This window comes from Pinisolibacter sp. DMC19 (assembly GCF_056313985.1).
Window position 1 is genome coordinate 129,006 of the sequence record NZ_JBQUZF010000004.1, and the last position, 19,712, is coordinate 148,717.

General features: G+C 69.2%; 18 protein-coding genes. 8 read left to right on the forward strand and 10 right to left on the reverse strand.

Annotated features, from left to right (window positions below; translation table 11 throughout):
- Positions 1-50: 50 nt before the first annotated feature.
- The 3 genes from mepK to ACT53U_RS11760 all read right to left on the reverse strand — a co-directional run bounded on the left by mepK (position 51) and on the right by ACT53U_RS11760 (position 6,300).
- Complete coding sequence (gene mepK, locus ACT53U_RS11750; protein ID WP_476155291.1) at positions 51-1,754, reverse strand: peptidoglycan L,D-endopeptidase MepK; 1,704 nt, start codon at positions 1,752-1,754, stop codon at positions 51-53.
- Between the two features lie 423 nt (positions 1,755-2,177).
- Complete coding sequence (locus ACT53U_RS11755; RefSeq protein ID WP_476155293.1) at positions 2,178-4,619, reverse strand: L,D-transpeptidase family protein; 2,442 nt, start codon at positions 4,617-4,619, stop codon at positions 2,178-2,180.
- Positions 4,620-4,725: 106 nt separating this feature from the next.
- Entirely contained in the window at positions 4,726-6,300 is a 1,575-nt protein-coding gene (locus ACT53U_RS11760) for a sigma-54-dependent transcriptional regulator (protein ID WP_476155295.1), read from the reverse strand.
- A gap of 230 nt (positions 6,301-6,530) precedes the next feature.
- On the opposite strand from ACT53U_RS11760, the gene ACT53U_RS11765 reads away from it, so the two are divergent.
- The 7 genes from ACT53U_RS11765 (at position 6,531) to pntB (ending at position 14,352) form a co-directional block, all read left to right on the forward strand.
- The gene (locus ACT53U_RS11765; RefSeq protein WP_476155297.1) at positions 6,531-8,372 is read left to right on the forward strand and encodes a M3 family oligoendopeptidase; all 1,842 of its coding nucleotides are present in this window, start codon (positions 6,531-6,533) and stop codon (positions 8,370-8,372) included.
- Positions 8,373-8,720: 348 nt separating this feature from the next.
- Positions 8,721-8,945 carry an AbrB/MazE/SpoVT family DNA-binding domain-containing protein gene (locus ACT53U_RS11770; protein WP_476155299.1) on the forward strand — a complete coding sequence of 75 codons (225 nt, stop codon included), beginning with the start codon at positions 8,721-8,723 and terminating at the stop codon, positions 8,943-8,945.
- Positions 8,942-9,370: a type II toxin-antitoxin system death-on-curing family toxin gene (locus ACT53U_RS11775; RefSeq protein WP_476155301.1), complete on the forward strand. Its 429-nt coding sequence runs from the start codon at positions 8,942-8,944 to the stop codon at positions 9,368-9,370. The genes ACT53U_RS11770 and ACT53U_RS11775 overlap by 4 nt, the downstream gene beginning before the upstream one ends.
- Before the next feature lie 92 nt (positions 9,371-9,462).
- Complete coding sequence (locus ACT53U_RS11780; RefSeq protein ID WP_476155303.1) at positions 9,463-10,824, forward strand: ABC1 kinase family protein; 1,362 nt, start codon at positions 9,463-9,465, stop codon at positions 10,822-10,824.
- 168 nt (positions 10,825-10,992) lie between these two features.
- Positions 10,993-11,127, forward strand: a complete 135-nt coding sequence (locus tag ACT53U_RS11785; protein ID WP_476155305.1) for an aa3-type cytochrome c oxidase subunit IV — start codon at positions 10,993-10,995, stop codon at positions 11,125-11,127.
- A gap of 234 nt (positions 11,128-11,361) precedes the next feature.
- Positions 11,362-12,933, forward strand: a complete 1,572-nt coding sequence (locus ACT53U_RS11790; protein WP_476155307.1) for a Re/Si-specific NAD(P)(+) transhydrogenase subunit alpha — start codon at positions 11,362-11,364, stop codon at positions 12,931-12,933.
- 12 nt (positions 12,934-12,945) lie between these two features.
- Positions 12,946-14,352 carry a Re/Si-specific NAD(P)(+) transhydrogenase subunit beta gene (gene pntB, locus ACT53U_RS11795; protein ID WP_476155309.1) on the forward strand — a complete coding sequence of 469 codons (1,407 nt, stop codon included), beginning with the start codon at positions 12,946-12,948 and terminating at the stop codon, positions 14,350-14,352.
- A 147-nt stretch (positions 14,353-14,499) separates the two neighbouring features.
- Here pntB and ACT53U_RS11800 read toward each other — a convergent pair whose 3' ends face one another.
- The 6 genes from ACT53U_RS11800 to ACT53U_RS11825 all read right to left on the reverse strand — a co-directional run bounded on the left by ACT53U_RS11800 (position 14,500) and on the right by ACT53U_RS11825 (position 18,351).
- A complete protein-coding gene (locus ACT53U_RS11800) occupies positions 14,500-14,769 on the reverse strand; it encodes a bacteriocin (protein WP_476138321.1) in 270 nt (89 codons plus the stop codon).
- A 177-nt stretch (positions 14,770-14,946) separates the two neighbouring features.
- Entirely contained in the window at positions 14,947-15,792 is an 846-nt protein-coding gene (locus ACT53U_RS11805) for a tetratricopeptide repeat protein (RefSeq protein ID WP_476155310.1), read from the reverse strand.
- Positions 15,793-15,970: 178 nt separating this feature from the next.
- A complete protein-coding gene (rpsU, locus tag ACT53U_RS11810; protein ID WP_333825715.1) occupies positions 15,971-16,201 on the reverse strand; it encodes a 30S ribosomal protein S21 in 231 nt (76 codons plus the stop codon).
- Between the two features lie 252 nt (positions 16,202-16,453).
- Positions 16,454-17,569, reverse strand: a complete 1,116-nt coding sequence (locus ACT53U_RS11815; RefSeq protein ID WP_476155311.1) for a 5-(carboxyamino)imidazole ribonucleotide synthase — start codon at positions 17,567-17,569, stop codon at positions 16,454-16,456.
- Positions 17,562-18,059 carry a 5-(carboxyamino)imidazole ribonucleotide mutase gene (purE, locus tag ACT53U_RS11820; protein ID WP_476155313.1) on the reverse strand — a complete coding sequence of 166 codons (498 nt, stop codon included), beginning with the start codon at positions 18,057-18,059 and terminating at the stop codon, positions 17,562-17,564. Before purE ends, ACT53U_RS11815 begins: the two co-directional genes overlap by 8 nt.
- 85 nt (positions 18,060-18,144) lie before the next feature.
- A complete protein-coding gene (locus tag ACT53U_RS11825) occupies positions 18,145-18,351 on the reverse strand; it encodes a YdcH family protein (protein WP_476138325.1) in 207 nt (68 codons plus the stop codon).
- Between the two features lie 310 nt (positions 18,352-18,661).
- Here ACT53U_RS11825 and ACT53U_RS11830 point away from each other — a divergent pair, with 310 nt between their 5' ends.
- On the forward strand, positions 18,662-18,841 hold the full coding sequence (locus ACT53U_RS11830; protein WP_476138326.1) for a YdcH family protein: 180 nt from the start codon (positions 18,662-18,664) through the stop codon (positions 18,839-18,841).
- 67 nt (positions 18,842-18,908) lie between these two features.
- On the opposite strand, the gene ACT53U_RS11835 is transcribed toward ACT53U_RS11830, so the two are convergent.
- Positions 18,909-19,670, reverse strand: coding sequence for a sulfite exporter TauE/SafE family protein (locus ACT53U_RS11835; protein ID WP_476155315.1), 762 nt, complete (start codon positions 19,668-19,670; stop codon positions 18,909-18,911).
- Between the last annotated feature and the right edge of the window lie 42 nt (positions 19,671-19,712).

Consider the following 19,712-nt stretch of genomic DNA (forward strand, 5'->3'; position numbering starts at 1 on the left):
CGCGGGGCGCCGTTTTCGTTTGTCGGCGTGATCGCGCGGGACCCGCGCGATCACTTCGTCAGGATGACCGGCAGCGACACCACGGCGGGACCGGTGAAGCGGTGCGAGCCTTCGAGGTCGAGCGAGGCGAAGGTGAAGCCGGTCGCCAGCGACATGCGCGGTTTGGTGAAGAGCGGGTCGAGCGCGTTCTGGTCGGGGTGACGCATCTGCGCGAAGGTCTCGCCTTCGGCATGGGCGTCGGCGTCCCAGATGCGGTCGGCGACGGCGCGATCGCCCTTGCCGCGGGCCGAGACGGCGCCGCGATCGGACTTGCCGTTGCCGCGGGCAGCGGCGGCGGGCGAGAAGCGGCTCTCGGGCGCGGCGTGGGCGGCACCGGCGGCGCTCGGCGCCGGCTGGGCGAGCGAGGCGAGGCGATAGCCGTCGTCGGCGGCGGCCGGCGCGCCGGCATCGGCATAGCCGAGGGCGACGCGGCTGCGGTCATCGTCGCCGGTGAAGGCGGAGAGCGCGGCATGGGCATCGGCGGTGTGGGCGTTCGGCCGCGGCTTGGGCAGGGCGACGCCCGGCGGCAGCACGACGGCGGCGGCGAGCATCTCGGTCCCGCCGCGGCTGGGGCGGGCGACCGGCAACGGCGCCGGCATCGGCTTGAGGCCGGGGGTGAAGGCGATCTGCTGCGGCCGCTCCTCGACCGGCTTGCCGGACGGACCGGCGACCCAGCCGGGAGGCAGGCCGTTGTCGGCGGCGGCGGGGCCGTAGCGCGAGGGCTGCGGCTGGGCGGCGGCGACGGCGCCCGGACGGGTCGGCCCGGCATTGGGGCCGGTCACCGGCATGGCGACGAGCGATCCGCCGGCGACGGCGGTCGGCACCGGCGCGGCGGCGACCTGGATCGGGCGCGGCGTCGGGGTGGCGACGGCGACGGCGACCGGGGCCGGCGGCGGGGCGGTGCGGGCAGCCTTGGGATCGACGCCGGGCAGCGGGCCCTGGCGCAGCTCCTGCTGGCGACGCGGGGCGGGCGCCGAGGCCTCCTCCTCGTCGTCGCCGGCGACGGGCGCGCGATTGCTCGAATAGGACGAGGACGACGACGAGCCGCCGCCGAACAGCGCGGCGAGAAGGCCACCGCCGGAGCTCGAACTCTCGACCGGTCCGCCGCCGCTCTCCTTGCGCGACTGGGCCTCGGCGAGCGCCTGCTCGTAGCCGGGCAGCGGCGCGCCGTCGGAGGGCAGATGGGCGGTGTGGCCGTCGGGGAAGAGGCGGACGAGCTGCTCGCGGGTCATGCGCGGCCAGGCGCGCACCGAGCCGGTGTCCATGTGGACGAAGGGCGAGCCGGAAGTCGGGTAGAAGCCGACGCCACCCATCTGCAGCTTCATGCCGGTCTCGCGCAGCGTCGAGAGCGGGACGTCGGGCAGGTAGAAGTCCATCGCCTTGCCCAGCATGTGCTGGGAGAAGCGGGCGACGCCGCGCGAACGGTTGCGCAGGGCGGAATTGGTGGCCGGCGAACGATAGCCCGAGACGATGTGGATCGGCTCGTGCGAGCCGACGCGGCGATAGACGTCCCACACGAGGTCGAACAGCATGGGGTCCATGCGGGTGACTTCGTTGCGGCGCCAGTCGCGCAGCATGTGATTGAGCTCGGTCAGGCCACGCTGGTCGTAGGAGCCGTCGCGCTTGAAGACGATCGTCGCGCGTTCCTGAGTGTGCGTGTTGATGAGGCTCAGGGCACGCGTCTCGGCCTCTGCGGCGGAAGTCGCCGCGACCATGAGAAACGTACCCGCGAGAAGCCTCGCAACGTCACGGCGTCTTGTCATCAATACGCGCCTCGACCGACCCGAAAGGTTCATTCCACGGAACGCACGACGATGAAACCGAACATCGTGTCCACATCGGGACATTCCGCCTCAAGGCCTCAGTTTCGGCCGACAACGGTTAATGAAGCTTTTACCTTAGGACGCCGTCGTAAGGAATGCGTTCACCCTCCGCAGGATGCCGAGGTGTGCGAATTTGTCGCATGTCGCCCGGCGATGTCGCGGAAATCCGCGGTGGTGTGTGCTTTTCTCGCCACGGCACTCTGCGCGGAGCCTGCCGAAAGGGGCGATTCGCCGCGTCGTTCGCGGGTTCGAAAAAAAAAGCCCGCGCGTCGGGTTCGACCGACACGCGGGCTCTCGAACGGGTCGCGCGGCGCCTCAGAGGCCGAGGATGCGGCGCATCTTGCCGTCGTGGCCGTAGACGTCGCGGCGGGTCTGCACCTGGCCGGCGTCGTCGACGAAGACGGTGAAGTAGGTGATGTGCACCGGCACCTGGTGCTTCAGATTGATCTGCTGCTCGCCGCGGCCGATCATCTTCTTCAGCTGGGCGCCGCCGAGGCCGCCGGGCTCCTCGCCGAGCACCGCGTCGGCGAAGGCGAAGGGCTCGTGGACGCGGACGCAGCCGTGCGACATGGCGCGATAGGTCTGGGCGAACAGGCCGCGCGACGAGGTGTCGTGGATGTAGACCGAGTGCTTGTTGGGGAACAGGAACTTGATGTTGCCCAGCGCGTTGCCGTCGCCGGGGCGCTGGCGGATCGCCACGCGGCTCGGATCGACGGTCGCCCAGTCGACGGAGGCCGGATCGACGGTCTGGTTGCCGACCTCGACCTCGTAGGAGCCGCCGAGACGGCCGCCCGACTGTAGCTTGCCCATCATCTCCTTGCGGATGATCGACTGCGGCACGTGCCAGTAGGGGTTCACCACGACGTACTTCATCGTCTCCGAGAAGATCGGCGTCTGGTTCTCCGGCCGGCCGGTGATGATACGGGCGTGGTGGATCGACTTGCCGTCCTTCATCACGTCGAGGTGGAAGTCGGGCACGTTGACGAAGACGTGGATCTCGCCGAGGTCGCGCGGCAGCCAGCGCCAGCGCTCCATGTTGACGATCACCTCGGCGATCTTGCCGCCGTTGCCCTGCGCCTCGTCGTTGAGGGCGGCCACCGTCGAGCGGCCGACCTTGCCGTTGGCGACGAGGCCGCGCTCGCGCTGGAAGGTCTTCACGGCGTCGGCGAGAGCGGTGTCGTAGGTCTGGGGATCGGCATCGGTGGCGGTCGCGGCGACGCCGAGGCGTTCGCGCAGCAGCGCCACGCGCTGGTCCTTCTGACCGGGGTTGATCAGCGGCCCGTCGGGCAGGCGCACCACCGGAGTCTCGACCTCGCCGCGCAGGCGGGCGAGTTCGGCCTTGAGCCGGCGATAGCCTTCCTGCGGCGGCGCGTAGTCGGCGATCTTCGCCGCGACGTCACCGCCGGAGGCGAGCGCCCGCAGCACCGCGGCCGGGTCGGGGCGGGGCAGCGTCGGGGTCACGAGGTCGGACAGGCGGCCGGGATCGAAGCGGCCGGAGGCGAGATGGCGGACGTAGCGCAGCGCGGTCTCGGCGGTCGCCCATTCGGCGGCGGCGCGGGCCTCGGGCGTCGTCGCCTGGAGCTTCGGCACGGCATAGTCGCGCGGCTCGAGACCGTCGCGGTCGGCGACGGCGATGGCGGCGACGAGGGCGCGGCCCTCCTCGGTCAGGTCGGTGCGACCGACGAAGAGCGGACGCCAATGACGCTCGCGGTAGAAGGCGAGGGCCGCGGCGCGTTCGGCGCGTTCGTCGGCGGTGCCGGCCTTGTGGGCGGTGTTCGGCGCGGCCTTCTCCATCGCCTCGGCGATGGCGCGTTCGTCCTCGGCGGCGGCGATGGCGGCATCGGTCGCCGGCGTCGCGGCCTTGTCGGCGGGGGCCGCGGCCGGAGCGGTCGGCGTGGTGGCGACGGTCTCGGGCGCGATCACCGCGGCGACCGGCTTCGGCGCCTCGGGAGCGGCCGCGACCGGCTCGGCCGGTACGGGGGTGGGCTCCGCAACCTTTGCGGCGACGGGCTCGACGGCCGGCGCCGGCGCACTCGCCGTCGGCAGCGGCGCGGGTTCGACGGGCTTTGCCGGTTCGGCGACGACGGGCGCGGGCTCGGCGGCGGGCGTCGCGGCGACGGCCGGGGCATCGGCGGGTTTCGGCGAAGCGGCGGTCTCGAAGGTCTTCGGCGCCTCGGTGGTCGGAGCCGCAGTCTCGGCGGGCGCGGCGGCAACCGCCGGGGCGGCGGGCGCGGTCTCGGCGACGGGCTTCTCGTCCGCCTTCGGCACTTCGGCCGCAACGGGCTTGTCCTCGGCCTTCGGCGCTTCGGCGGCGATCGGCGCGGGGGCGGGCTCGATGGGATTCGGGGCTTCGGCGGCGACGGCGGGGGCCGTCGGCTCGGCCGGCTTCGGCGCTTCGGCGACCGGGGCCGCGGCGGGCTTGGGGGTCTCGGTCGCCTCGGCGTGGGTGGCCGGCGGGCGCGGTGCCTCGGGGCGCGGCATGTCGCCGGCGGCGGCGCTCTTCCTGCTTTCCTCGACCGGACGCAGGCCGGCGCCGTCGCGCGGGGCGAGTGGCTTCAGCGAGCCGGAGCCGGTGGCGTTCAGCGCGGCGATCGAACCGGTGAGGAGGTCGGCGTCGGCGTCGGGCAGCGTTGCGGCGGCCGCGTCGACGGTGACGGGCGCGTCGGCCCGTGCCGTCTCGTCTGCCGCGCGCAGCGGCAGAACGGCGACGGAGGCCAGAAGTGCTCCCAGGAGCAGCGAGGACCCGACGGACTTCATCTTCCCACCACCCCCGAAAGGCTTCGAATCGGTCCAGGAGGCCCGCATGCTGCGACGATATGACGTGATTGACGCCCGGGAAACAAACAGACGCGTGATCCCGAAATCACTCGGCCGCTTCGATGCCGGACCCCTCCTCCAAACCATATTCCTTGAGCTTGCGATAGAGGGTCGAGCGGCCGATTCCGAGCCGCTTGGCGACCTCCGTCATGCGACCGCCATAGTGGTCGATCGCCACGCGGATCATCTCTTCCTCGATCGCCGCGAGGTCGCGGACGTGACCTTCGGAATCGAGAGAACGCAAGAAACCGAAAGGCGTTGGCCCCGATCCGGAGGTCAGACCGGCGGCGCTCGGCGACCAGCCGGTCATGACCGGTTGGGCGTCGACCTCGATGCGGGAGCGCAGGCTTTCCTCGCGCATCGTCTCGCCCGCAGCCTTCGCTCCGCCGTCGATCGCGACCAGCCTGTGGTGTCGCGGCAACACGGGCGCGTTGCCGACCTGGGCGGCGATCTGGGGGAATTCGTCGACCGTCAGCCACGGTCCGTCGGAGAGGACCACGGCGCGGAAGACGGCATTCTCGAGCTGGCGGATGTTGCCGGGCCAGTCGTAGCTCTCGAGCAGGGCGATCGCCTGCGGGTCGACGCCGATCAGCCGACGGCGGCTTTCTTCCGCCGCGAAACGGGCGACGAAGGTCTTCACCAGCGCCGGGATGTCCTCGCGACGGTCGCGAAGCGGCGGGATCCAGATCGGGAAGACGTTGAGGCGATAGTAGAGATCCTCGCGGAAGCGGCCTTCCTTGGTCATCTCCAGCAGCGAGCGGTTGGTCGCCGAGATCAGGCGGAAGTCGACCTTCACCGGCTTGCGCGAGCCGACCGGGTCGACCTCGCCCTCCTGGATGGCGCGCAGCAGCTTGACCTGGACCTCGGGCGGCAGTTCGCCGACCTCGTCGAGGAAGAGCGTGCCGCCGTGGGCCTCCTGGAACTTGCCGACGTGCTTGTCGACGGCGCCGGTGAAGGCGCCCTTCTCGTGGCCGAAGAGGATCGACTCGACGAGGTTCTCGGCGATGGCGCCGCAGTTCACCGTGACGAAGGGGCGGGCACGACGGTCGGACGAGCCCTGGATGGCGCGGGCGATCAGCTCCTTGCCGACGCCGCTCTCGCCTTCGACGAGGATCGGGATGTTGGAGGAACTGGCGCGGCGGCCGAGGCGGATGACGCGTTCCATCGAGGGCGAGGAGGTCGCCAGATCCTCGAAGGTCAGCGTGCCGGTGACGGTGCGCCGGGCGCGCGCCACCTCGTCCTCGAGGGCGCCGAACTTCAGCGCGTTCTGGATCGAGACCTGGAGGCGCTCGGGCGAGATCGGCTTCACCACGAAGTCGAAGGCGCCGGCGCGCATCGCCGAGACCACGGTGTCGATGCCGCCGTGGCTGGTTTGGACGATGACGGGGACGGAGACGCCGGCCTCGCGCAGCTTCAGGAGCACGGCCATGCCGTCGAGATCGGGCATGACCAGATCGAGGATCACCAGAGCGACGCCGCGCCCTTCCGGTCCGGTCATGCGGGCGAGCGCCTCGACGCCGCTCTCCACGACGATCGGCAGATGACCGATCCTTCGAACGGCCTCCTCGAGCAGGCGGCGCTGGATGGGATCGTCGTCGCAGATCAGAATGCGCTCGGCCATGACCCTCGGGGAACTCCGATTAAGGGATTCGTCTCGATTCGGGTCGATCGTGGCGGGGGGAGGTTGACCAGAGGTTAACGCGAGGCCTTCGTCCCCGTTCTTCACCGTCGCAGGTGTCGCGAAACGAAACGCCGTCGGACGGTTGAAGCGGCAGGCGCGAACCCGATATGGATGGACGACCGTTTCCAACCCGGCCGGCGCTGCGTCGCCGCCGCGACGAGGTGTCCGCCATGACCGTGTCCTTCCCCTCCGCCGTCCACGACAAGGCCGCCGGTACCGGCGGTGACGGTCCCTTCGGGCCGATGCCCGAATGGGATCTCTCCGATCTCTATCCGTCGATGAACGGGCCGGAGGTGAAGGCCGATCTCGCTCGCGCCGAAGAGCGCTGCCGCGCCTTCCAGACGCGGGCGGAGGGCAAGTTGGCGAGGCTGGTCGCGGCCGGTGACGCCGCCGAACTCGCGGCTCTCGTCGTCGACTACGAGGCGATCCAGGATCTCCTCGGCCGCATCGCCTCCTTCGCCGGTCTCGTCTATTCGGGCGACACCACCGATCCGGAGCGCGCCAAGTTCTACGGCGACGTGCAGGACGGGCTGACCAGGGCGACGACGCGGCTCCTGTTCTTCGAACTCGAGCTCAACCGCATCGAGGATGCCGCGATCGACGCGCTGATCGCCAATGACGCGACGCTCGGCCGCTATCGCCCGTGGCTCGAGGACATCCGCAAGGAGAAGCCGCATCAGCTCTCGCAGGAGATCGAGCAGCTCTTCCACGAGAAATACGTGACGGGCGCGGCCGCCTGGACGCGGCTCTTCGACGAGACGGTGGCGTCCCTGCGCTTCCGCGTCGGCGACGAGGAACTGACGCTCGAGCCGACGCTCGCCCGTCTGCAGGACGGCGACGAGGCCCGGCGCCGGCAGGCGGCGGAGGCGCTCGCCGTCACCTTCAAGGCGAACCTGCGCACCTTCACGCTGATCATGAACACGCTGGTGAAGGACAAGGAGATCTCCGACACCTGGCACAAGTTCGGCGACTTCGCCGATGCCCGCCACCTCTCCAATCGGGTCGAGCCGGAAGTGGTCGCGGCGCTGGTCGAGGCGGCACGCGGCGCCTTCCCGAAACTGTCGCATCGCTACTACGCGCTGAAGGCCAAGTGGCTGGGCAAGGAGCAGCTCGAGCACTGGGACCGCAACGCGCCGCTCGCCTCGGCGCCGTCGCGGGCGATCCCCTGGGCCGAAGCCGTTTCGACCGTGCTCTCGGCCTACGGCCGCTTCTCGCCGAAGCTCGCCGATCTCGGCAAGAAGTTCTTCGACAATCCGTGGATCGACGCGCCGACCCGTCCCGGCAAGGCGCCGGGGGCCTTCGCCCATCCGACCGTGCCGTCGGCGCACCCCTATCTGCTGGTCAACTACATGGGCAAGGTGCGCGACGTGATGACGCTCGCCCACGAGCTCGGCCATGGCGTCCACCAGCTCCTCGCCGCCCCCAACGGCGCGCTGATGGCGCCGACGCCGCTGACGCTGGCGGAGACCGCGTCGGTCTTCGGCGAGATGCTGACCTTCCGCGCGCTGCTGGCGGACGCCGCCACGAAGGAAGAGAAGCGGGCGATGCTCGCCTCCAAGATCGAGGACATGATCAACACGGTCGTGCGCCAGATCGCCTTCTACACCTTCGAGCGCAAGGTCCACGCCGCCCGCCGCGAGGGCGAGCTGACCGCCGACGACATCTGCCGCTTCTGGATGGAGGTGCAGAGCGAGAGCCTCGGCCCGTCGATCCGGTTGGCGGAGGGCTACGAGACCTTCTGGGTCTACATCTCCCACTTCATCCATTCGCCGTTCTACGTCTATGCCTATGCCTTCGGCGACTGTCTGGTGAACTCGCTCTACGGCGCCTACCAGAAGAACCCGGCGGGCTTCGAGGACAAGTATTTCGCCCTGCTCTCGGCCGGCGGCACGCGGCATCACAAGGAACTGCTCGCCCCCTTCGGCCTCGACGCCACCGACCCGCAGTTCTGGTCGATCGGCCTCTCGGTGATCGAGGGTCTGATCGACGAACTCGAGGCGATGGAAGCCTGAGGGCTTTCGAGCGATCGACGAGATGCGACGGCGGGGCGAGAGCCCGGCCGTCGGCGTTTCGGGGGAGGGGCTTCGGGGAGCGTGTATCGAGGCCGTGCGCGATGCTTCGAGACGGCGTTCTCCGAACGCCTCCTCAGCATGAGGCGTTTTTCATATTCGATACGAACACATAGGCCTCATGCTGAGGAGGGCGACCTGCGGTCGCCCGTCTCGAAGCATCGCGCACCACGCGCACGGCATCGCCTCTTGGCGCCCGCCGCCGGTCCGCCGGTATCGGCTCCGTTCAACATTGTGTATAACAGCGCTCTGCGTTATACGTTTCGTTGAACGGATCGCGAGGATGTTCCCATGAAGCTCGAAGTGAAGAAGATCGGCAATTCGACCGGGCTCATCCTGCCGAAGGAGCTGGTGGCGAAGCTCGGCCTCGCGCCCGGCGCCACGCTGCACGCGGTGCCGGACGGGGCGGGTGGGCTGCGGCTCACGCCCTACGATCCCGACTTCGAGCGCTCGATGGCGATGGTCGACGAGATCATGGACGAGTACCGCGACACGCTGCGGGAGCTGGCGAAATGACCGGCGCGCCGGGTTTCTCCGACGTCGGGCAGGCGGGGTACGGCCCCGTCTGGCTGACGGTCGAGGAGGTGATCGCGCTGCACGAGCGGCAGATCGCACGCTTCGGCGGACCGGCGGGCATCCGCGATCGCGGTGTGCTCGAGTCGGCACTCGGCCGCGCGCGCAACAAATGGGAATACGAGGGCGTCGACCTGGCGATGCTCGCCGCCGCCCATGCCTTCGGCATCGCGCGCAACCACCCGTTCGTCGACGGCAACAAGCGCGCCGCCTTCGTCGCGATGATGCTCTTCCTGCGCAAGAACGGCGTCCGCTTCGCCCCGCCGCCGGCGGAAGCGACGCGGATCGTGCTCGATCTCGCCGCCGGGCTCGTCTCGGAGGAGAGCTTCGCCCGCTGGATCCGCGACCGCTGGCCGTCGGACGGCTGACCCGATCGCGATGCCGTGACGGCGTCCCCTCTTCGCCTGCGCTCTCGCCCACCCCATATTGTCGAGCGAGAGCCGCCGCATGTGAGGACATCATGGCCGACGACGAGAGAAATTCGCTTGCCGGGCGCGTGCTGCGTCATGCCCGCATCGGGGTCGACGTCGGTACGGCGGCGGCGAAGATCGCCGGCGGACGGCTGATCGGCGGCGGAGATCCGGCGCGCGAGGGGCGGCTCATCGCCGAGGCGCTCGGCGGTCTCAAGGGGCCGCTGATGAAGGTGGCGCAGTTCCTCTCCACCATTCCCGACGCCATTCCGGCCGAATGGGCGGCCGAACTCGCCCGTCTCCAGGCGCATGCGCCGCCGATGGGACGGGTCTTCGTCAAGCGGCGGATGCAGGCGGAACTCGGTCCCGACTGGGCGAGCCGCTTTGCGAGCTTCGAGCACGAGCCGGCGCATGCCGCCTCGCTCGGGCAGGTGCACCGGGCGGTGGCGCACGACGGGCGGCAATTGGCGGTGAAGCTGCAGTATCCCGACATGGCCTCGGCGGTCGAGGCCGATCTCTCGCAGCTCTCCGGCGTCTTCGCACTGATGCGGCGGCTGAGGCCGCAGATCGACACGACCGAGATCGCCGCCGAGATCGGCGAGCGCATCCGCGAGGAACTCGACTACGGTCGCGAGCGCCGCCACATGCGGCTCTATGGCCTGATACACGGCGACGACCCCACCGTGCGTATCCCCGAACCGGTCGACGAACTCTCGACCGGTCGTCTGCTGACGATGACCTGGCTCGAGGGGCGGGGGCTGCTGGCCCACAAGGAGGCGTCGCAGGAGGTCCGCAATCGCATCTCCGAGGCGATGTTCCGCGCCTGGTGGCATCCCTTCTGCCGCTTCGGCGTCATCCACGGCGATCCGCATCTCGGCAATTACGCCGCCTTCGAGGAGGGTGGCGAGGTCGGTGGCATCAACCTGCTCGATTTCGGCTGCGTGCGGATCTTCCCCGTCCACTTCGTCGAGGCGGTGATCGAGCATTACCGCGGTCTCCTCCACGACGACCGCGACCGGGTGGCGGCGGCCTACGAGGCGTGGGGCTTCCGCAATCTCACGCACGAACTGATGGAGACGCTCGACATCTGGGCGCGCTTCCTCTACGGCCCGCTCCTCACCGACCGCACCCGCAAGATCGCCGAAGGCGTCTCGCCGATCGAGTTCGGCCGGGCGCAGGCGATGGCGGTCGCGGAGGCGCTGAAGACGCACGGGCCGGTCACCCCGCCGCGCGAGTTTCTCTTCATGGATCGCGCCGCGCTCGGGCTCGGCGGCGTCTTCATCCATCTCGACGCGGAACTGAACTTCCATCGCCTGTTCGAGACGGCGATCGAGGAATTCCAGGCGAGCCGACTCCACGAGCGTCAATCTGCCGCGCTTCGCACCTGCGAATTACTCCCCGCGGGGCAGTGACAGCTTTTTGCGCTGCGGCGAAAATGCCAATCGGAGCAGGGTGAAGGGCGAGTTTCGCCTTTTGCAGGACGCGGCGACTTCGTCGTTGCGTTCGGTCGTGACTGCTGCTTCGATGAATTCTCCAGGGCCCCGCGACGAGGGCCTCGAAGACTCGGGGGAGAAGACACCATGGCCGGACACGACACGAGCAACTTCGCCGAACACGAGCGGACCTATGAAGGGTTCCTGACGCTGTTGCGTTGGGGAACGGGATCGATCGTGGTCGTTCTCGCCCTGATGGCGATCTTCCTGGTTCGGCACTGATCTCTCAGGCGCGCCGCCGGTCCATCGGGACGGGCGGCGGCGCCGAATGCGACGACCAGAGGGGGCGCTATCGACGACGACACTTCGGGGCGAGGAAGCAACGCGGGCGCAACGGGCGTCGTGCCGCCGGAGAGGCCGGGGCGCGGCGCATGAAGTCGCCTCCGCGCAGGGCCCCCGACAGCGGAACGGCGCGGCACGACATTCGACGACATGACGAGAACGGATGAGACCATCATGAGCTCGAACATCGGAATACCCAAGGAGACCTTTGCGGGTGAGCGTCGCGTCGCGACGGTGCCCGAGGTGGTCGAGAAGCTGATCAAGCTCGGCTTCACGGTCAGCGTCGAGCGCGGCGCGGGTGCTGCGGCCGACATTCCCGACGAGCTCTACGAGGCGGCCGGCGCGACGCTGGTCGACGGTGCCGCGGCGCTTCTCGCCGGCGCCGACGTCGTCTTCAAGGTGCGTGCGCCCACGCCCGACGAAGTGGCGATGCTGAAGGACGGCGCGACGCTGATCTCCTTCGTCTGGCCGGCGCAGAACCCGGAACTGATGGAGATCCTCAAGGCGCGCGGCGTCACCGTGCTCGCCATGGACTGCCTGCCGCGTCAGCTGTCGCGCGCCCAGAAGATGGACGCGCTGACCTCGATGGCCGGCATCACCGGCTATCGCGCGGTGATCGAGGCGGCCAACGCCTTCGGCCGCTACTTCGCCGGCCAGATCACCGCCGCCGGCAAGATCCCGCCGGCCAAGGTGTTCATCGCCGGTGCCGGCGTCGCCGGTCTGGCGGCGATCGGTACGGCGGCCAATCTCGGCGCCGTGGTGCGCGCCAACGACACCCGCGCCGAGGTCGCCGATCAGGTGAAGTCGCTCGGCGGCGAGTTCGTCAAGGTCGACTACGAGGAAGAGGGCTCGGGCGGCGGCGGCTATGCCAAGGTCATGTCCGAGGGCTTCCTTGCCGCGCAGCGGCAGATGTACGCGACCGAAGTGAAGAACGCCGACATCGTCATCACGACGGCGCTCATTCCCGGCAAGCCGGCGCCGAAGCTGATCTCGGCCGAGATGGTCGCCTCGATGAAGCCGGGTTCGGTGATCATCGATCTCGCCGGCGAGCAGGGCGGCAACTGCGAGCTGACGGTTCCGGGCGAGGCGGTGGTGCGCCACGGCGTCACCATCGTCGGCTACACCGACATGGCGAGCCGGCTCGCCAAACAGTCCTCGACGCTCTATGCGACCAACCTACTGCGTCTCACCGAAGAGCTGTGCAAGGCCAAGGACGGCAACGCCGTCGTCGACATGGAAGACGACGCCATCCGCGGTCTGACCGTCGTCAAGGCGGGCGAGATCACCTGGCCGGCGCCGCCGCTCAAGCTGCCCGCCCCGCCGCCGCCGAAGCCGGCCGCGGCGATCGCCGAGAAGAAGTCGTCCGGCCACGGTCACGGCTCGGGCGAGCCGATGGACGTGAAGTCGCTCGCCATCACCTTCGGTGTCGGCGCGGCCCTCTTCGCGCTGGTCGGCGCCTATGCGCCGGTGGTGTTCCTCGGCCACTTCACGGTCTTCGTGCTGGCCTGCTTCGTCGGCTACATGGTGGTGTGGAACGTGACGCCGTCGCTGCACACGCCGCTGATGAGCGTCACCAACGCGATTTCCTCGATCATCTGCATCGGCGCGCTCGTGCAGATCGCCCCGCCCGGACGTCCGAGCATCCTCATCGGACTGATCGCCTTCGTCGGCGTCGCGCTGACGGCGGTCAACATGTTCGGCGGCTTCGCCGTGACCCGGCGCATGCTGGCGATGTTCCGAAAGTAAGGAGAACGAGCGATGTCTCTCGGACTTGTGACCGTCTCCTACATCGGAGCAACCATTCTCTTCATCCTGTCGCTCGGCGGCCTGTCGCACCCGGAATCGGCGCGACGCGGCAACTGGTTCGGCATCATCGGCATGGCGCTCGCGGTGCTCGCCACGGTCTTCGGACCGGGCGTCACCGGCGTCGGCGTGGTCTTCATCGTGATCGCTCTGGCGATCGGCGGCGCGGTCGGCCTCTATGCCGCCAAGACCGTGCAGATGACGCAGATGCCCGAACTCGTGGCGCTGATGCACTCCCTCGTCGGTCTCGCCGCCTGCACCATCGGCTTCGCCAGCTGGATCGATCCCTCGGCCCATTTCGCCACGCCGGCGGAAAAGACCATCCACGAGATCGAGATCTACGTCGGTATCCTGATCGGCGCGGTGACCTTCTCGGGCTCGATCGTCGCCTTCGGCAAGCTCTCGGGCAAGATCGGCGGCAAGCCGCTGCTGCTGCCGGCGCGCCACTGGATCAACCTCGCCGGTCTGATCGCGGTGATCGTCTTCGGCTGGGTCTTCGTCGGTTCGACCTCGGGCTTCGTCGGCTTCCTGGCGCTCTTCGTCATGACCGCCGTGTCGCTCGCCTTCGGCGTCCACATGGTGATGGCGATCGGCGGCGCCGACATGCCCGTCGTCGTCTCGATGCTGAACAGCTATTCGGGCTGGGCGGCGGCGGCGACCGGCTTCATGCTGTCGAACGACCTCCTGATCGTCACCGGCGCGCTCGTCGGCTCGTCGGGCGCGATCCTCTCCTACATCATGTGCCGGGCGATGAACCGCAACTTCATCTCGGTCATCGCCGGCGGCTTCGGCTCGGGTGGCGGCACCGTCGCGACGTCGGACGGGGCGCAGCCGCAGGGCGAGGTCACGGCGATCTCGGCGGAAGAGACCGCCGAGCTCCTCAACGACTCCAAGAGCGTCATCATCGTCCCCGGCTACGGCATGGCGGTGGCGCAGGCCCAGCACACGGTCAACGAGATCACCCGCAAGCTGCGCGACAAGGGCGTCGACGTGCGCTTCGCCATCCATCCGGTGGCCGGCCGCATGCCGGGCCACATGAACGTGCTGCTCGCCGAAGCCAAGGTCCCCTACGACATCGTCATGGAAATGGACGAGATCAACGAGGACTTCCCCGAGACCGACGTCGCGATCGTCATCGGCGCCAACGACATCGTCAATCCGGCGGCGCAGGAGGATCCGGCCTCGCCGATCGCCGGCATGCCGGTGCTCGAGGTGTGGAAGGCGCGGACCTCGATCGTCATGAAGCGCTCGATGGCCTCGGGCTACGCCGGCATCGACAATCCGCTGTTCTACAAGGAGAACAACCGGATGCTGTTCGGCGACGCCAAGAAGATGCTGGAAGAGGTCGCCAAGAACGTCTGATCGGCACGGGCCCGGATCGTCGCGATTCGGGTCCGTTCCGTCCGTCTCGCCGACGAAAGAGAAAGAGCCCCGCATCGGTCGATGCGGGGCTCTTCGTCTTCATGGGTTGCCGCGCGCCGGTTGCCCGGCGCGGACGACGTCACGCGATCACGGGCAGGCGACGCGGTAACGGTGGCCGTAGTCGTCACGGGCCCAGCAGCGCTTCGGGGTGGTGGCCGCGCCGACGATGGCGCCGCCGGCGCCGCCGATGGCCGCTCCGGTCAGCACCGCGCCGGTGCCGCCGCCGGTCGCCGCGCCGATCAGGGCGCCTGCACCGGCACCGATGGCGGCGCCGCCGAGCGTGCGGTCGGTCTGAGACGTGGTCGAGCAGCCGGCCAGGGCGAGCGCGACGGCGAGGGGGGCGACGAATTTGATCATGGAGCGTACTCCTCCCGACGGAAATGACGAACATAGGTGTCGCCGCATTTCGCGGTCGAATTGTGACACCGCGTCGGCCGGCGACGGCCTACGTTGCCCGACTGTTTCATCGAACACACGCCGCCGCAACGCCCGATGGTGGACCGGGTGTGCAAATTCTCGAGAAAAAAGCGAAAATCAGACCCGGCCGGCGAGCCGCTTCATGCAGTCCTGGCCGATCTGCGACTGCGGCACCAGCGAGACGCCGCGGCTGCAGGAGGCCTGGGCATCCTGACGCTCGCCGAGCTGCTCTTCGACGACGCCACGATTGATCCAGGCTTCGCCATAGTTCAGGTCGTTGTTGAGGGCGCCGTTGAAGTCGTTGAGCGCGCCGCGCAGGTCGCCGTCGGCGGCCTTGAGCAGGCCGCGGGCGTTGAAGGGTTCGGGCGCCGAGGCGTCGCGTTCGATCGCCGCGGAATAGTCGGCCATGGCGCCGGAGCGGTCGCCCATCGCCTGCTTGATCAGGGCGCGGTCGTGATAGGCGCCGGCATTGCGCGGGTCGACGCGAATCGCCTGGTTGAAGTCGGCGATGGCGCGTTCGTTCTGGCCGATCAGGCGGTAGACGTTGCCGCGGCCGAGCAGGGCGGTCGCATAGTCCGGCTTGATGACGAGGGCCTGATCGTAGGCCTGGATCGCCAGATCGTTGCGGTTGATCTGGCGGAAGACGAGGCCCTTGTTGGCCCAGGCGCGGTACATGCCGGGGTCGATCTTGAGGGCGGTGTCGAAATCCGCCAGCGCCGCCTTGGCGTCGCCCGAGCGCGCATAGGCCGTTCCGCGCAGATTGTAGGCGTCGGCGTTGCGCGGGTTGGTGCGGATCACCTCGGAGAGCGAGGAGATGTTGGCGGCCGACCCGGCGCCGAGATCCTGGGTCGCCGAGCCGCCGGCGGAGGACCAGCCGCTGTCGGAGCCGCCGCAACCCGAGAGCGCCAGGGCGCCGAGCAGGGCAGCTGCGAGGGACGAACGGCGGAGCAACGACGACGTCATGGGAGCCTCGTGGGGAACGGCGACCGGGAGCGGGAGGATCGCGCGGGACCGTCGGTGCGTGCCGCGGCCGAAGCGATCCCGATGGAGCGTGATCCTAGATCAAACGCGAAGAACCGTCACGCGGGTTGCCCACGTCACGGTTCCATGGGTCGAGATCGACCGGCCGTAAACGGCGGGATCAGCGCTTGGCGGCGGGCTTGCCGGGCAGCAGGCCTTCGCGCTGGGCGCGCTTGCGGGCGAGTTTGCGGGCGCGGCGGACGGCTTCGGCCTTCTCGCGAGCCTTCTTCTCGGAAGGCTTCTCGTAGTGGCCGCGGAGCTTCATCTCGCGGAAGATACCCTCGCGCTGCATCTTCTTCTTGAGCGCCTTGAGAGCCTGGTCGACGTTGTTGTCGCGGACGAGAACCTGCACGCGTTCGATCCCATCTGGTCAGTCGTTGAGCCGTCCCGTGCCGATTTCGAATGACCGACGCCGTTCGGTAAACCGAGCGAAGGCGTCGACGTCTTCGGAATGGGCACGGCCGAGCCTCGCCGGAGGCGCTGCTCGCGAAGTGGCGGACGAGTAGCAGAATCGATCGGAGATGTCCACACGGCGAACCGACAAACGGGGTGAAAAAACGCCGAAAGCAGCGCTCTCCCGGTCGTCGGGCCGGTCGCGGAGGGGTCAGTTTCGGTCGCTGCGCGGCCGGATCCGATTGACGTGGCCCATCTTGCGGCCGGGGCGGATTTCCGCCTTGCCGTAGAGATGGAGGCTCGCGCCCGGCTCGGCGAGGAAACGTTCCGGGTCGGCCGCGTCGTCGCCGATCAGGTTCTCCATGACGACGTCGGAGTGCCGCTCGGCCGAGCCCAGCGGCAGGCCGGCGATCGCCCGCATGTGGGCCTCGAACTGCGACAGGAGGCAGGCGCTCTCGGTCCAGTGGCCGGAGTTGTGGACGCGCGGCGCGATCTCGTTGGCGACCAGCCGTTCGCCCGCGGGCGTGTCGAGCAGGAAGAGCTCCACCGCCACCACGCCGACGTGGTCGAGGGCGGTCGCGACTTGCGCGCCGATCGCCCGGGCGCGCGCCTCGGTGTCGGGCTTCAGCTCGGCCGGCACGCGGGAGTACTTCAGGATGTGCTTCGAATGCTCGTTCTCCGGCACGTCCCAGACGACGGTGGCGCCGTCGAGGCCGCGAGCGGTGAGCACCGAGATCTCGCGGCGGAAGGGGATCCAGCCCTCGAGGATCGCCGGCTGGCCCTTCATCGCCTCGAAGGCGTGGTCGAGGTCGTCGGGATCGGCGATCTTGACCTGACCCTTGCCGTCGTAGCCGAAGCGGCGGGTCTTGAGCACGGCGGGGAAGCCGATCTCGGCGATCGCCGTCTCGAGGTCGGCACGGGTGTCGACGGCGCGGAAGGGCGCGGTCTCGATGCCGAGTTCGGAGAGGAAGGTCTTCTCCGCCAGCCGGTCCTGCGACACCGCGAGCGAGCGGGTGCCGGGGCGGACGGGAACGCGGGCGTCGAGGAAGGCGGCGGTGGCGGCCGGCACGTTCTCGAATTCGTAGGTGACGACGTCGACGGAAGCCGCGAAGGCGGCGAGCGCCGTCTCGTCCTCGTAAGGAGCGACGACGTGGGCGGCCGCGACGTCGAAGGCCGGGCTCTCCGGATCGGGGCAGTAGACGACCGACTTCAGCCCGAGGCGGGCGCCGGCCAGCGCCATCATGCGGCCGAGCTGGCCGCCGCCGAGGATGCCGATGGTGAGCACGGGGGTGCGGACGGGGCCGCGACTGGACGAGGCCTCAGACATGGTCGACCGGTCGCTCGGCGACCGCCTCCGTCTGGCGCTTGCGCCAGGCGTCGAGCCGCTCGGCGAGCGCCTCGTCGGTGAGCGCGAGGACGGCGGCGGCGAGCAGGGCGGCGTTGACCGCCCCGGCCTTGCCGATCGCCAGTGTGCCTACGGGCACGCCGGCCGGCATCTGTACGATCGACAGAAGGCTGTCCTTGCCCTTCAGCGCCTTGCTCTCGACCGGCACGCCGAAGACCGGCAGCGGCGTCATCGAGGCGCACATGCCGGGCAGGTGGGCGGCACCGCCTGCCCCGGCGATCACCACCTTGAAGCCCGCGGCCTTGGCCGAGCGGGCGAAGTCGAAGAGGCGTTCGGGGGTGCGGTGGGCGGAGACGATGCGCGCGTCGTGGGCGACGCCGAGCGCGTCGAGCGTCTCGGCGGCGTGGCGCATGGTCTCCCAATCGGACTGGCTGCCCATGATGATGGCGACCGGCGGAGTAGAGGAGGCCATCGAGCCCTCGCGTCGTGGAAAGGTCGGGAAAGCGCGCCGTATAGGCGAAGGCGGCGGACGGCGCAAGCCGCCCGCAGACGCGTCGTCAGGCGATGATGTCGGGGACGAGGCGGTCCTCGAGCCGATTGATCTGGTCCTTGATCGCCAGCTTCTTCTTCTTGAGGCGCTGGATCGTCAGATGATCGCCGCGTCCGCTGTCGACCAGTGCGGCAATGGCGCTGTCGAGGTCGCGGTGTTCCTGGCGCAGATGAACGAGCTCGGCGCGGATGTCGTCTTCTTCGTCTTCCGTCATGGGCGAGCAATTTCCCGACCGAGCGGCGCAGCGGGCGCCGCGGGCTGTGACCGATACGAAGCGGCTGGGGGCCGCCGTTTGCCGCAGCATAGAGCATCGCGTGGCAAAAGGGGATATGCCGCACGTGCCCATGCCGTCGCGTCGACGCGAACCGATTGGAATCAACTTTCGTTGAGTGTGCGTCGCACCATCAAAAAAGCGTCGACCAATCCGGCATTTGCCGGATCTCCGAATCGACGCGTCGCCGTTGCGCGTCGGTGGATTTGTGACATGCTGACGACGTGAGGTTCCAACGACGGAGGCATCGCCAATGTCCATCCAATCGCATCTCGCGGAACTCGAACGCCGTCATGCCGCTCTGGAGACCAAGATCAAGGACGCCATCGCCCATCCCAGCAGCGACTCTCTCGCGATCGCCGAGATGAAACGCCGCAAGCTGCAGCTGAAGGATGAGATCAACAAGCTCCGCGGCGAAGGTACGCTGCACTGAAGGGAGCTTCCTCCATCGAGGCATGTCGACGCCGCGGACAGGGTCCGCGGCGTTTTCGTTTCCGCCCTCAGACGTGCATCAGGCCGCGCGTGCCGTCGACGACGAGCTTCACCGAGACCACCGCCAGCGCGATCACGATCAGGCGGAAGAACAGCCTGTCCGGCACGATCTTGGTCAGCCGCACGCCGGCGAAGGTCGCGGCGACGGCGAACGGGATCAGCACCAGAACGGACTTCAGATTGTCGAGCGAGAGCTGGCCGAGCGCCCAGTAGGGGATGAGCTTCACCGCGTTGACGACGGCGAAGAAGACGGTCGTCGTGCTGGCGAAGGCGACCTTGGAGAGGTGCTGCGGCAGGACGTAGACCTGATAGGGCGGGGCGCCCGAATGCGACACGAAGCTGGTGAAGCCGGTGACCGCGCCCCAGAAGAGGCCACGCGGCACGTCGGCGGGGCGGGTGGGGCGCTCGCGGCCCATGGTCAGCAGGCGGTCGAGCGAGAAGGCGAGGCCGATCAGACCGACCACCAGCGTCACGGCATCCTCCGGCACGATGGTCGCCGTCCACCAGCCGAGCGCGACGCCGGCGACGGCGCCGGGGATCAGGATCTCGAGATTGCGGCGTGAGACCTCGCGTCGCCAGGCCCACAGGCCGAACATGTCGGAGACGACGAAGATCGGCAGCAGGAGGCCCGCGGCCTGGACCGGCGGTACCACCAGCGCCAGGATCGGCACCGCCAGCATGCCGACCATCGGCAACCCGCCCTTCGACAGGCCGACCAGCATGGCGGCCGGCACGGCGGCGAGGAGGAAGGCGGCGTCCTGGGTGATCATGCGGGGGCTCTCGGGGCTCGGGCGCGGGGGAGGGGCCTGCGC

Excerpts from the sequence above, each read along its gene's own strand:
- mepK (WP_476155291.1), bottom strand. The coding sequence starts at position 1,754 with ATGGTCGCGGCGACTTCCGCCGCAGAGGCCGAGACGCGTGCCCTGAGC.
- ACT53U_RS11755 (WP_476155293.1), bottom strand. The coding sequence starts at position 4,619 with ATGAAGTCCGTCGGGTCCTCGCTGCTCCTGGGAGCACTTCTGGCCTCC.
- ACT53U_RS11760 (WP_476155295.1), bottom strand. The coding sequence starts at position 6,300 with ATGGCCGAGCGCATTCTGATCTGCGACGACGATCCCATCCAGCGCCGC.
- ACT53U_RS11765 (WP_476155297.1), top strand. The coding sequence starts at position 6,531 with ATGACCGTGTCCTTCCCCTCCGCCGTCCACGACAAGGCCGCCGGTACC.
- ACT53U_RS11770 (WP_476155299.1), top strand. The coding sequence starts at position 8,721 with ATGAAGCTCGAAGTGAAGAAGATCGGCAATTCGACCGGGCTCATCCTG.
- ACT53U_RS11775 (WP_476155301.1), top strand. The coding sequence starts at position 8,942 with ATGACCGGCGCGCCGGGTTTCTCCGACGTCGGGCAGGCGGGGTACGGC.
- ACT53U_RS11780 (WP_476155303.1), top strand. The coding sequence starts at position 9,463 with ATGGCCGACGACGAGAGAAATTCGCTTGCCGGGCGCGTGCTGCGTCAT.
- ACT53U_RS11785 (WP_476155305.1), top strand. The coding sequence starts at position 10,993 with ATGGCCGGACACGACACGAGCAACTTCGCCGAACACGAGCGGACCTAT.
- ACT53U_RS11790 (WP_476155307.1), top strand. The coding sequence starts at position 11,362 with ATGAGCTCGAACATCGGAATACCCAAGGAGACCTTTGCGGGTGAGCGT.
- pntB (WP_476155309.1), top strand. The coding sequence starts at position 12,946 with ATGTCTCTCGGACTTGTGACCGTCTCCTACATCGGAGCAACCATTCTC.
- ACT53U_RS11800 (WP_476138321.1), bottom strand. The coding sequence starts at position 14,769 with ATGATCAAATTCGTCGCCCCCCTCGCCGTCGCGCTCGCCCTGGCCGGC.
- ACT53U_RS11805 (WP_476155310.1), bottom strand. The coding sequence starts at position 15,792 with ATGACGTCGTCGTTGCTCCGCCGTTCGTCCCTCGCAGCTGCCCTGCTC.
- ACT53U_RS11815 (WP_476155311.1), bottom strand. The coding sequence starts at position 17,569 with ATGTCTGAGGCCTCGTCCAGTCGCGGCCCCGTCCGCACCCCCGTGCTC.
- purE (WP_476155313.1), bottom strand. The coding sequence starts at position 18,059 with ATGGCCTCCTCTACTCCGCCGGTCGCCATCATCATGGGCAGCCAGTCC.
- ACT53U_RS11825 (WP_476138325.1), bottom strand. The coding sequence starts at position 18,351 with ATGACGGAAGACGAAGAAGACGACATCCGCGCCGAGCTCGTTCATCTG.
- ACT53U_RS11830 (WP_476138326.1), top strand. The coding sequence starts at position 18,662 with ATGTCCATCCAATCGCATCTCGCGGAACTCGAACGCCGTCATGCCGCT.
- ACT53U_RS11835 (WP_476155315.1), bottom strand. The coding sequence starts at position 19,670 with ATGATCACCCAGGACGCCGCCTTCCTCCTCGCCGCCGTGCCGGCCGCC.